At 42.1% G+C, this 12,822-nt stretch carries 10 protein-coding genes; all 10 read right to left on the bottom strand.

Annotated elements, in window-relative coordinates; translation table 11 throughout:
• Positions 1-34: 34 nt before the first annotated feature.
• On the bottom strand, positions 35-334 hold the full coding sequence (locus A5888_RS20215; protein WP_086349247.1) for a hypothetical protein: 300 nt from the start codon (positions 332-334) through the stop codon (positions 35-37).
• A 193-nt stretch (positions 335-527) separates the two neighbouring features.
• Positions 528-1,499 carry a serine hydrolase domain-containing protein gene (locus A5888_RS20210; protein WP_086349246.1) on the bottom strand — a complete coding sequence of 324 codons (972 nt, stop codon included), beginning with the start codon at positions 1,497-1,499 and terminating at the stop codon, positions 528-530.
• 33 nt (positions 1,500-1,532) lie between these two features.
• On the bottom strand, positions 1,533-2,444 hold the full coding sequence (locus tag A5888_RS20205; RefSeq protein ID WP_086349245.1) for an AraC family transcriptional regulator: 912 nt from the start codon (positions 2,442-2,444) through the stop codon (positions 1,533-1,535).
• A gap of 292 nt (positions 2,445-2,736) precedes the next feature.
• The gene (locus A5888_RS20200; RefSeq protein ID WP_086349244.1) at positions 2,737-3,699 is read right to left on the bottom strand and encodes a LacI family DNA-binding transcriptional regulator; all 963 of its coding nucleotides are present in this window, start codon (positions 3,697-3,699) and stop codon (positions 2,737-2,739) included.
• Between the two features lie 224 nt (positions 3,700-3,923).
• Complete coding sequence (locus A5888_RS20195; protein WP_086349419.1) at positions 3,924-5,546, bottom strand: glycoside hydrolase family 13 protein; 1,623 nt, start codon at positions 5,544-5,546, stop codon at positions 3,924-3,926.
• A gap of 70 nt (positions 5,547-5,616) precedes the next feature.
• Complete coding sequence (locus A5888_RS20190) at positions 5,617-7,275, bottom strand: glycoside hydrolase family 13 protein (RefSeq protein ID WP_086349243.1); 1,659 nt, start codon at positions 7,273-7,275, stop codon at positions 5,617-5,619.
• Between the two features lie 18 nt (positions 7,276-7,293).
• Positions 7,294-9,591, bottom strand: coding sequence for a glycoside hydrolase family 65 protein (locus tag A5888_RS20185; RefSeq protein WP_170924774.1), 2,298 nt, complete (start codon positions 9,589-9,591; stop codon positions 7,294-7,296).
• Positions 9,592-9,617: 26 nt separating this feature from the next.
• Positions 9,618-10,442 (bottom strand): carbohydrate ABC transporter permease, encoded by an 825-nt coding sequence (locus A5888_RS20180; protein ID WP_086349241.1) that lies wholly within the window; start codon positions 10,440-10,442, stop codon positions 9,618-9,620.
• Complete coding sequence (locus A5888_RS20175; protein ID WP_086349240.1) at positions 10,442-11,305, bottom strand: carbohydrate ABC transporter permease; 864 nt, start codon at positions 11,303-11,305, stop codon at positions 10,442-10,444. Before A5888_RS20175 ends, A5888_RS20180 begins: the two co-directional genes overlap by 1 nt.
• A gap of 149 nt (positions 11,306-11,454) precedes the next feature.
• A complete protein-coding gene (locus A5888_RS20170) occupies positions 11,455-12,768 on the bottom strand; it encodes an ABC transporter substrate-binding protein (protein WP_086349239.1) in 1,314 nt (437 codons plus the stop codon).
• Between the last annotated feature and the right edge of the window lie 54 nt (positions 12,769-12,822).

Below are 12,822 nucleotides of genomic sequence, written 5' to 3'. Positions count from 1 at the left end.
TGCTTTCAAAAGCAATCGCTCATTTTTGCATCTATTATGAATGCCAAATCAGACTCATTTGTGCGAAGAATCCTGAAACAAAGCGTTGAACAGCTCTGGTTCCTTTAAGTAGTGCAGGTAAAAGAATGATCGCTGCCATTGCTAGAAGAACAGATAAACCAAAGTTCAGAATCATGAAGTGTTGTAATCCTACTATCGAAGCACCAATCACTAGCAGTGGTGAGATAGCAAACATTGTAAGTGAGAACCACGCGCTGGCAATCAGCACATAAACCGTGAATAACGCCCAAGAAGTAACCAATACATTAAAGATAACAATAGCCATTTTTTTCATTTTTAAAACATCTCCGATCGCTTTTTTTCTAGTATAGCATCCACCTTAAAAAAACATATCCAGCCAAGAACCTATTTTCTTATCAGCCTTAAGTGCCATAAAACAACGAATGCAGAAAAATAAGTATCATCGCCTATTGGACAGGCGATGACACTTATTCTTTGATCGAACGCTAAACAGACTTGTGTACTCCCTAGTCAACAAACGGCTCGATATGCGCCTTAATGAAGTCGATTCTATCCTTCGCCTCTTGAACGAATAACGCCGTGCTGGCTACAACCAAATTTTTCTTGGCATTTATATAAATGATATTCCCGCCATCCCCCATCGCTGCGTAACAATCCTCATCGATCAACCACCATAAATAACCATATCCGAGATTCATCTCCTGCCAACGACTGTGCTCTTTTGTACTGTCAGCAATCCAGTCTGCTGACACAAGCTGTTTCCCTTGCCAGTTGCCAGCAGTTAGATATAGCTGACCAATTTTAGCCATATCAAGCGGCGATAGTGTCAGACCCCAACCCGCTGCATTCGTTCCTGCATGGTCTGCTACCCAGCCACTGATATCTTGTGCTTCGTAAAAAGCAAATTGTTCCTCTTGGCTATGAAAGACAATGTCGGAAGCCACTGTGATTCCTAACGGAGAGAATAGGTGTTCTGTTGCGTAAGCGAGAACCGTACGGCCCGTTGCTTTTACCAATATCCCTGATAGAATATCTGGGCCAACAATTGGTCTGTATTGAAACGAGCCAATTGTTCCTGTTCCTCCTAAAAGCTGTAAAGCAAACTCCGCCCAGTTTTCACTTGTAAAGTACTCCACATACGGTTCGACTTCATATTTGAAGGGGGCTGTCATCGTCAACAAATGACCGATTGTAATCTTTTGTATCGTTTCTTCATCCTCAGAAATTTCATAGTCCGGGAAAAAATCTAAGACCTTTTGATCAACGCTTTTAATCTCGCCGCGGTCGATCGCGATCCCAATTAAAAGAGAAATAATACTTTTGGTCACAGAGAAAATGTGGATGCGGCTCTCTGCAGTGCAGCCGTTGAAATAATCCTCGTAAAACGTTTCTCCATCCTTCACAATAACCAAACCTGCTGTGTTTGGGTACTCCTTATTGATAATTTGTGCCAGTTCCGTCTGCTTGTTTTGTTCCATGATGTTTCCTCCCTTTTCCTGTCAAAACGTATCTCACGAGAATGGGTCGATCGGCATGTAAATATCTACAATATGCTTGTTCTGAGGATGTTCCTCTGGCTTATTCAGGTATACTTCGAATGGAAAAGAATTTCCCGGAAGATAACCACTCTGCGGCAGCCATTCCCCATACAGGTAATTCCAAGCATCCGGATACTCCTTCTGAAAAATCTCAAAGTGTCCCACAGCATACTTGCCGGCCGGTACAGTCATACAGCCAATCTCGCTTTCATTATCAATGTGGACAGGCTCAGTGATCGAGACACAAAAACTCGTTCGTTGTTTTTCCACCTCTGAAAAATCCGGATACGTATGATAGGCAAATAGCACCTTGACCTGCTCATCAATTAGGTTTCGACTCATTCCGAAAGCAAATAAATCATTGATCGCCTTAGCAAAAGAATCTGTATAATCATATAGCTCTTTGTACGCCCCGATTTTCCTTGCATAGAGAACAGGAAACGAATCCATGTCGATAATTTCCACCTCCGCTGTTACTTCATTGATCTGACTGTCTACTCTCTTAGTATAGAAGGGATCGAAGGAAGAATCTTTGCAATTGTTGCTGTATTTTTGCCTAAACTCACTTGGCTTGATACCATAATGACGTTTGAAGGATCTCGAAAAGACTGCTGAATCACTAAATCCAAATCGATAAGCAATATCCGTAATTGACAAATCCGGACGATGAACAAGCTGACTGGCAATTTGTTCTAGTCTTGTTCTAGTCACATATTCAAAGATAGACTCCCCTGTAATACTTTTGAAAATCCGATGGAAGTGGTATTTTGAAAATCCTGAAACCTCCGCCAGCTTCTCTGAGGTATGAGTATCTTCAATATATTTTTCTATGTAATCCTGTAGATAGTTGATACGTTTGATGTATTCTTGTCTATATGTGTTCATGATTTCCCTCCAGCCTTATCTATCTCAATCACCAGCTATACTCCTTTCAAAGCATTGATCGTCATCCAGTTTGCTTTAAATCGTGTGTGTCATATAGATGGTAAAACGATTAAAAATGATATTCAAGCTTTTTTTACTTTTCATTCCTCGCTACGGGAAAAGTTTACTGACAACGGTTTGACTCTCTTTTTCAAAGACACAACAAAAAAAGCGGCCATTTTGCTTGCCGCTTTATCTTTATTTTCTAAACTATTGCTTTGATTCAGAGAAATACGTAGTGCTTCACTCTTGCCTATTTATTTTCATGCTGTTTCGTCGAGCTTCTTATGATCAGCTCAGGCAGAAAACGTCGATACCCTTGACTTTGTCCATCTTCTTCGATTTTTTTGACAAGCATCTCCCCACAAACCTCACCCATTTTAACGATAGGCTGTTTTGCTGTCGTCAGCTTTGGAGAACTGACTTGATCTAAAAATACACCATCGAACCCGATAATGCCGTACTCATCAGGAATTTTTCCACCACAATTTGCGATTCCTCTCTCCACGCCGATCGCCAAGCGATCCGAGCTGCAGATGAAACACGTATTTTTTGAGAACTCCTCCCAATACGCTTCAATAAATAGCTGACTTAACGTAGAACGATTATTAAACCGCTCAATTCTTGGTTGTTTGCCGTTGGCCTTCATGATTTTCTCGTATCCAAGCTCACGAGATTTTTCAAAGGATTCCTCCACATCAATACCAATATAGATGATTGTGTCATAGCCGCAAGCAATCGCATAATTAGTTGTCATTTCTGTGCCGTACTGATTATCACTATCGACAAAATCAATCCCATGATCATTTTCACCAAATAAAACAACTGGCTTTTCCAAGCTGTCGATCCATTGGAAATCATGCGCTCGAAAGCCTGTGATGATATAGCCATCACAAGTCCCCGTATCAAATCCATCTTTAGTGACTAGCTGTAAGGAATAGTGCTCCTTGCCCACTGCTCTCGCAATCCCCATCAATAAATTCATGTAATAAGGCTCGGTCGTATCAATTTCCTCTAAAACGAACAGTTTGATAATTTGAGAGCGGTTCTTAACCAATGCTTTGGCCGCTATATTCGGATGATAGTCCAATTCCTTCATAGCCTTATAAACCAGCTCCTTCAGCTCATCTGTCACTTTTTCAGGATGGTTGATTACTCGTGACACCGTCATTTTCGATACATTTGCCAGCTTCGCAACATCAGAAAGAGTTGCCATTGCCATCACCTCTTCATGGTTTTATGAGAATGTGACAGAAGTGCTAAGCTTCAAATCCCGAGTAGGTATTGTTCATCATCCATTTTTAACACTATAGTGATTCTCAACACTCTCGATTTGTTGCTGAAGACGCTGCTTTTGTCCCACTTTTGTTAGGATTTAAGGAAAGGTGACCTAGTAACGTCTCCACTCCACCTCTCCTTTCATTATACACGATGAAGCAATCAGACACGAACGACAAAGGCATCATATGGCTGAAGAATCACCTTGTCTGAATGAAGCGATAAAGCTGAATTGTTACTGATGATTACTTCTTTTGCCTTCTCACGCAGCTCAAGCTCCTGAGGCTCATCCGACATATTGGCAGCAACCAGCCACTTTTCTCCTTTATATCGGCGATAGTAAGCAAAGACCTGTTTGTCTGTATCGATCAGCTCGTATTCCCCCCAAACAATCAATGGATGCTCTTTTCGTAACTGGATTAATTTCTGATACGTGTAAAAAATGGAGGTTGGATCTGCTAACGCCCGTTCTACATTTACCTCAAGATAATTGTCATTGACCGGTAGCCAAGGTGTGCCTTTGGTAAAGCCTGCATTTTCGGAGGAATCCCATTGCATAGGTGTTCTGGCGTTGTCTCGCCCTTTCGTGTTGATAGAAACCATAATGTCCTCTTCTGAAAAACCAGCGGCTCGTCGTTCATGGTACATATTGATGCTTTCAATATCTTGGACTTCTTCAATCGTTTGTACCGGTCGATTGGTCATTCCAATCTCTTCACCTTGGTAAATATAAGGCGTGCCTTTCATCATATGCAGCAAAATCGCAAACATTTTTCCACTTTGCTCGCGGTACTTCTGATCATTGCCCCAACGAGAAATAATTCGCGGTAAATCATGATTGTTCCAAAACAAACTGTTCCAACCTTGATCGCCCAAGGAGGTCTGCCATTTGGAAAGCACTTCTTTTAATTGAGCAATAGCTAATGGCTTTAAGTCCCACTTTTCTTTTCCTTCTTGCTGATCCAGTGTCACATGTTCGAATTGGAAAATCATCGACAGCTCCTGACGTGCAGGATCAGAATACATCTTAGCAATTTCCGGCGTTGCTCCCCAAGTTTCACCGACCGTCATGACATCATGGCTGCCAAAACTCGCCCGATTCATTTCCTGTAAATAGTCATGAAGCTTCGGCCCATTATCAGTCAATCCTTTATCCGGCTGCTTGCCAATCAAATCGATCACATCCATGCGGAAACCACCGATCCCTTTGTCCAACCAGAAATTCATCATGTCATAGATTTCCTTTCTTACCTGCGGATTTTCCCAATTCAAGTCCGGCTGCTTCTTACTGAAAAGATGAAGATAGTATTGTCCACTTGCTTCATCCAGCTGCCAAGCACTACCGCTGAAAATCGAGCGTAAGCCATTTGGCTCTTCTCCTGCAACAGGGTCTCGCCAAATATAATAATCTCGATACGGGCTTTCCTTTGAAGAGGAAGATTCTATAAACCATCGATGTTCATCAGACGTATGGTTGACAACCAAATCCATAATAAGTCGAATTCCGGCCGCAGCGGCCTTTTCAATCAATAGGTCCATATCCACCATCGTACCAAACTCATCCATAATAGCCTGATAATCACTGATATCATAGCCATTATCATCATTAGGTGACTTATAAACCGGAGAAAGCCAGATTGCTGTAATTCCCAGCTTCTTCAAATAATCGATTCTCGAAATGATCCCTTGCAGATCGCCAATACCGTCACCATCACTGTCCTGAAAGCTTCGTGGATAAATCTGGTAAACAACTGCTTGCTGCCACCACTTACCCGTTTGCTCCATCTGCCCCATTGTTTCCTGTTTCATCCTCATACCACCTGCTATCTATGATTTTCTGTCATGTTTCGCATTTTTACTTTCCGGTAGTTCTATAGGCTCTTGCTTCAAAAGGTGCTAAAGTATCTGTCTCTATCGACACCTCATCTGGCTCTTCCATATTGCTCACAACCAAATCCCAGACAGCTTCCTTTGATCCTAATGATCCCGTCAATTGATACTCGGCTGCTTTTCCAGATAGATTGACAAGAATCAAAAATGTTTCATCTACCACTGTACGAAGATACGCATAAATCTGCTCATGGTCAGAAATCAACTCTTCAAAGCTGCCATAAATCAATGCCTGACTTTCCTTACGCAACCGAATCAACTGCTGGTAGAAGCTTAAAACGGACGTTGCATCGGTCAATTGACTCGCTACATTGATTTCCTTGGTATTCGGATTCACAGCAAGCCACGGTTTTGTCTCAGAGAAGCCTCCATAGACTGAGTCGTCCCATTGCATGGGCGTTCGCGCATTATCACGCGTTGTTTGACTGACGATTGCCAAAGCTTCGGCTTTATCCATTCCCTGATCGACGAGCTCCTGATAGATATGCTTCGAATCCAAGGCATTAATTTCATCAATATCAGAAAAGTGCATATTGGTCATCCCAATTTCCTGCCCTTGATAGATAAACGGGGTTCCCTGTAAAAACAGATACATCATCGCCAATGCTTTCGCAGATCGTTCTCGATACACTGGTACCTCACTGCCGAAAACAGATACTGACCGACAGACATCATGATTTTCCATGTAAAGGGCGTTCCAGCCTTTCCCATCCAACGCATATTGCCAACGAGATAAAGCTTGCTTAAAGGCTCGGATATCAAACTGAGCTTCTTTTTGTTTTTTCCATAGACCAATATGCTCAAATTCAAAAATCATATCGAAATAGCCCTCATGACCGGCCCAATCTTCAGCCTCTTCCGCAGTCACACCACTCGCTTCACCAACCGTCATAATATCGTAGCGATCAAATACCTGCTTCAGCTCTTTCAGATACTCCCCGATCCCTGTGATATTTTGATACCTTCCCGCGACATTCTCTGAATCCGTCGGCAAATGGAACGCATCTTTCTTGATATGGGAAATTGCATCGATCCGAAAGCCATCGATCCCTTTGTCTAACCACCAGCTGATCATCGCAAATACTTCTTTTTTCAACTGCTCATTTTCCCAATTCAAATCCGGTTGTTCTTTGGCAAACGCATGGAAATAATACTGCTTAGACTCTTCATCGTATTCCCACACCGAACCACCAAAAATTGCCTGCCAATCAGAAGGCGGCTTTCCTTCTTCCGCATCTCGCCAGATATAATAGTCACGAAACGGGCTGTCTTTGCTCTTCTTCGCTTCCTTAAACCACTCATGTCGATCCGAAGTATGGTTGATGACCAAATCCATGATGACCTTGATTCCCATGTGATGCGCATCTTCCAATAACTGATCAAAATTCGCCATGGTTCCAAACTCTGCCAGAATTTCCTGATAGTGACTGATATCATAGCCGTTATCCACATTCGGAGACTCATAAACCGGATTGATCCAAATAAAATCGATACCCACCGCTTTGAGATACGGCAGCTTCTCTCTAATACCATTCAGATCACCCACACCATCTCCGTTACTATCCTTGAAGCTGCGGGGATAGATTTGGTACCCAACAGCTTCTTTCCACCAGGTCTTTTCCATACGCTCTCCTTCTTTTACTTATACGCCCTGTTCCTCCTTCAATATCAAAGGAACGGTCAATTTTTCTGTTAACAAGCTCGCTTTTCCATAGAGCTGTACTTCCAACGGCTCTCCTTCAAGAAGCTTAATCGTTACCTGCTTTTGATCCGTCATGACTGAAACCAGGCGTCCTCGATAATTAATCGTAAAGGAATACCCTTCCCACATTTCAGGCAAAAACGGATTGAAGCTCAACTGCCCTTGATAGTTCCTCATACCGGCAAAGCCTTGAACGATCGCCAGCCAGCTCCCGCTCATTGATGTAATATGCAATCCGTCATCCGTATCATTGTTATAGTTATCTAAATCTAGACGGGCTGTCCGCTTATATAATTCTACTGCTTTTTCTTCCTGACCTAACTCTGCTGCCAAAATAGCATGCACACATGGTGATAGTGAAGATTCATGTACAGTCAAGGGCTCATAAAACTCGAAATTTCGTTTCTTCTCTTCCAGAGTGAACTGATCACCAAAGAAGTAGATCCCTTGTAGTACATCCGCCTGTTTGATATAGCAACTGCGTAAAATTCGATCCCATGACCAATTTTGATTAAGCGGTCGATCCTCTTTTCTCAATGTTACTGCCGGAGACAGATCCTTATCAAGGAAGGTATCATGCTGAACAAAAATCCCCAGCTCCTCATCTTCGGGATAATACATATTTGTGATAATGTCCTGCCATTTATCCTTCTCAGCTGTGGTAACATTCAGCTCAGCCTTCGATTTTGCATCCGCCTCTTCATAATTCGTCAATGCATAATTTAAGCACCACACCGCAAGATAGTTTGTGTACCAGTTATTATTGACATTGTTTTCATATTCATTGGGACCGGTCACACCATGAATCATGTACTGCTGGTTTCGAATCGAATAGTGGACACGATCGGCCCAAAAACGTGCAACCTCAACAACAACCTTGATGCCATCAGTCAACAAGTAGGATTTATCTCCAGTATACGTTGTATAATCGGCAATTGCATGAATCATCGCACCATTTCTGTGAATTTCTTCAAACGTGATTTCCCATTCATTATGACACTCGACACCGGTAAAGGTCACCATCGGATAAAGAGCCCCATTCAGCCCTTGACGCTGCGCATTGATTTTTGCACCATCTAACTGCTTATAGCGATACTCTAACAGCTTCCGACTCACCTCGGGATCAGCAACAGATAAGTACATTGGCACGATATATGCCTCTGTGTCCCAATAGGTTGCTCCGCCATATTTCTCACCCGTGAAGCCTTTTGGTCCGACATTCAGCCGTTCGTCTTCTCCATAATAGGTCGAGAAAAGCTGAAACAAATTATAGCGTATCCCTTGCTGTGCTTCGTCATCTCCTTGAATCTGAACATCGGCTTTCTGCCAGCGTTCCTGCCAAGCGGCTGTTTGTTTCGCTAGATGCTGATCAAAGCTTTCTGTACTGCTGTTTTGAAGAAGCTGTTGCGCAGTCGCTGCCTGTTCAGCTTCCGGAATATCTCGGCTGGTCACAACTGCGACTGCTTTCTCCAAGCACACGCTTTCTCCCTGTTTGCCACTCCATGTAAACACATCTCCAGTGACAAACGGTTCATTCAGTACCTCACTTGTCGTTTCCTGACGGACAGTGTTTTTCATCATCGCAGTCACTGTGTAACGTGGCGTACCAAAATCATTAGGAATCGTCTGCATCGTTAAATAGCTCGTTTCCCCTTGGTGTTCACGAGCATTCTCTTCCCAGAACATTTCTTCATAATTACTATCTTCATTACGAACCTTGCCATCCATTTTGGATATCAAACGAAGCTCCGGTGTCCCTGTCAAGACCTCCGCGGTTACTCGAACAAACCCCAGCTCCTTTTCTACGATACTGACAAAACGTTCAAAAGTAAATCGAATGACGGTCTGTTCCGCTTCGTAAATAAAGCTTCTAGTCAAAAGTCCATTTCTCATATCTAGCTCCACATGGAAGTCATTTACCTCTGTCTGCGCAAGATCGAGCGGTACATTATCAATGAAAATATCAACAGCGACGAAGTTTACTGCATTGATCACTTTTCCAAAATAGTCCGGGTAGCCATTTTTCCACCAACCAACCCGTGTTTTATCCGGATACCAGACACCTGCAAGATATACCCCCTGATGAGAATCGCCACTGTAGGTTTCCTCAAACATGCCGCGCATTCCCATGTACCCATTGCCAATAGATGTCAAGCTTTCCATCAAGCGTTTGTTTTCTCGATCCAGATGATCTGTTGAAATCTTCCAGGGATCGATGTTAAATAGTCGTTTATGCATGTCAATCCTCCAACTGTTGCCGCAGCCTATTTCACCGCGCCATCGGCAACTCCTTTAATAATTTGTTTTTGCATAACAAAGTAGAAAATGATAACTGGCAGAACTGCGATGACCAAACCGGCTAACGCTAAATGCCATTGCTTTGTATATTGACCAAAGAAGAAGAACATCTTCAATGGGATCGTTTGCGTAGATGGTGAATTGATAACTAATGAAGGAAGTAAATAGTCATTCCATATCCACATTGTGTTCAACACAACAACAGTTACTGTCGTCGGTTTCAGCATCGGGAAGATGACCTTCCAAAATACCTGAAAACGATTCGCTCCATCGATAATTGCTGCTTCGTCCAATGCCTTGGGAATACTTTTCAAAGCCCCATGATAAAGGAAAATCGACATGCTTGCCCCAAAGCCCAGATACATAAAGATAATCCCGGCCTGGTTCAGCATTTGTGCTTTCCCAAATAGTGAAATCAATGGAATCATTACCGATTGAAAAGGAACCAACATAGCCGCCACAAAAACCATAAAGATAAATGTGCTTAGTTTTGTCTGCATCCGCTCCAACGCATACGCACAAAGGGAAGAAAAGATTACAATTACGACCACACTGACTACTGTGATAAGTAATGAATTAAATAAGGTCTTCAAAAAGTCTAATTGTGTAAACGCCTCAGGATAGTTGTCCCAAGTAAAGGAATCCGGTATACCCAACGGATTCGTAAAAATTTCCTGTTTGGTTTTGACTGAGTTGCTGATCATCAAGTAAAACGGAATCAGCCACACGAGACCCAAAATAAACCCTACGGCTGCCCGAAGCAGCTGACTGCTTGCTTTTTGTTTCTGCATTAGACTTCAACCTCTTTTCTTTTCGTCAAGTAAACCTGAGCCAACGAGATAACAGCGACAATGATAAAGAAGATAACTGCTTTTGATTGCGCATACCCCATTTTATTTTCTACAAAGGCACTGTTATAGATGTTCATTGCGACCATCTGTGTTGAGTTGTATGGCCCACCATTTGTCAATGAAAGGTTTTGGTCATAAAGCTTGAAGCTATTAGATAAGGTCATGAACAAGCTAACTGTAAATCCAGGCATAATTAGTGGAAATTTGACATGCCAAAATTTTTGCCAAGCCGTTGCGCCATCTAAATCAGCAGCTTCTAATAATGCGTCATCAACATTTTGTAGATAAGAGATGTAAATAACCATGATATACCCGGACATTTGCCAACACATCACGATCACCAATGCCCAAAATCCGGTTTGCGTTGTTGATAGCCAAGTTTTCAGCGATTCATTGCCAAGGGCATCACCGATAGCACCAAACGCATTGATGAAAATAAATTGCCAAATAAAACCTAAAATCAAACCACCAATTAGATTCGGCATGAAAAATACCGTTCTCAGCAAGTTGGCTCCTTTGAATTTACTAGTAACCAGCATCGCCAGCCCCAAACCAATCACATTGATCAGAAGAATCGATACTACAGCGAATTTCACTGTAAAGCCGATTGCTGACCAAAAGCCGCTATCTGAAAACAGTGCTTGGTAATTGGCCAAGCCGATAAATTCGCCTTTAGCCACTGCATCCCAATTTGTAAACGAATAATAGACACCATATAAAAATGGGATAACCACAACAATGATCAGTGCCAGAACTACAGGTGCTGCAAATAAATAAAACCAGGTTTTCTTTTGATGCTTCATTTTTTTGTCCCCTCCTATGTAACGAGGCTGGGACAGAAGAGCCATACCTTTAGCCGCTTCTGTCCCGCCATATACTCTTACCAAAAAGCAGGATTTCTATCTAACTCTTTCGTACTTGCTTTTTTTGATCCCACTATTTTCTATAAAAACTATTTTCGTTCAGCTGCCCATTTGTCCTGCGATGTCTTCAGAACTTCTTCCCAAGAAGCTTCTCCGGCAACATATTTTTGGATTTGTGCGCCAAGTGTTTGTTCGCCCCAGCCGGAAGGATAACCCATGAACACCCAGCCTGTTGTCTTACCTTCTGTGTAATATGTGTAGACATCTTTAGATAATGGATCTGAAATTTTATCTGTGTCATAGCCTTCATATGCCGGCACAAATTTGAAATCTTCTAAAACGATTTGTTTTCCTTCATCAGAAGTATACAGATAATCAAGGAAATCTTTTGCTGCCTGAACTTCTTCATCGGAACCATTTGGATTCACACCCCAGTACATCGGAACACCAACAGGAATCGTTCCTTCTGTTACACCATCTATTGGGATAGGAAGTAGCCCAATATTTTCTGTTGCCAATTCTTCATCGATATCTTCAATCGTTGTATAAACCCAATTCCCTTGCTGCGTCATTGCTACTTTCCCATTAGAGAATAATTGCTCGACCTGTTGTGAATAATCCAGACTGTTTGTCGGCTGAACAGAATATTTATTAGAAATATCGATGTATTTCTTGAATTGATCGCCATAAGTGAATTCTACTTTGTCTGCTTCAAAAGCTTTCATCACATCATTGTCGAATTCAGCGTTTAAAAATGCATTCGATCCTTGTAACCCTGTGATCCATTGTTCTTTTGCTGCAAGTGCAAACGGTGCATCGATGCCTAACTCATCCTTTTTCTTTTCCAATGTTTTTGCTGCATCTTCAAGGTCAGTCAGAGTCGTGATTGCTTCTGCATCTATGCCTGCTTTTTCAAAAATTTCTTTATTATAAAGTACGCCATAGCCTTCAATGTTATATGGCAATCCCAAAACCTTGCCATCCTTCGTTGCCCCTGTCAATGTACCTTCAAGTGCCTGATCAGCAGCCTTTGTTTCACTTAGATCAGTCAAACTATCAATCCACATATCCACGTCTTCGGGACCACCAATGTTAAAGATATCCGGCTCGTTCCCAGAAGAGAATTTCGATTTCAGCGCTGCTCCATAATCTGAACCACCACCAACTGTTTCAACATTGATTTTTACATCTGGATTTTCTTCTTCATACTTCTTCGCCAACTCTTCAAATTGGTCTTTGAACTCCACTTTAAATTGGAAAATATCGACGGTTGTCTTATCACCAGATGACCCACTATCTGAACCGCCTGCTGAATCAGATGAATTACCACATGCTGCTAATCCAAGAACAACTCCTGATGCCAATAAACCTAAACCAATTTTTTTCCAGTTTCTTTTATTCATTTTGGTCCCTCCAAAATTATTTTTTTGACACCCTTATTGTGCAATCGATTGCGT

It is taken from the genome of Enterococcus sp. 9E7_DIV0242 (genome assembly GCF_002140975.2).
GTDB lineage: Bacteria > Bacillota > Bacilli > Lactobacillales > Enterococcaceae > Enterococcus_L > Enterococcus_L clewellii.
The sequence above is the reverse complement of the archived record's forward strand: the minus strand, read 5'-3'. Positions and strand labels throughout refer to the sequence as shown.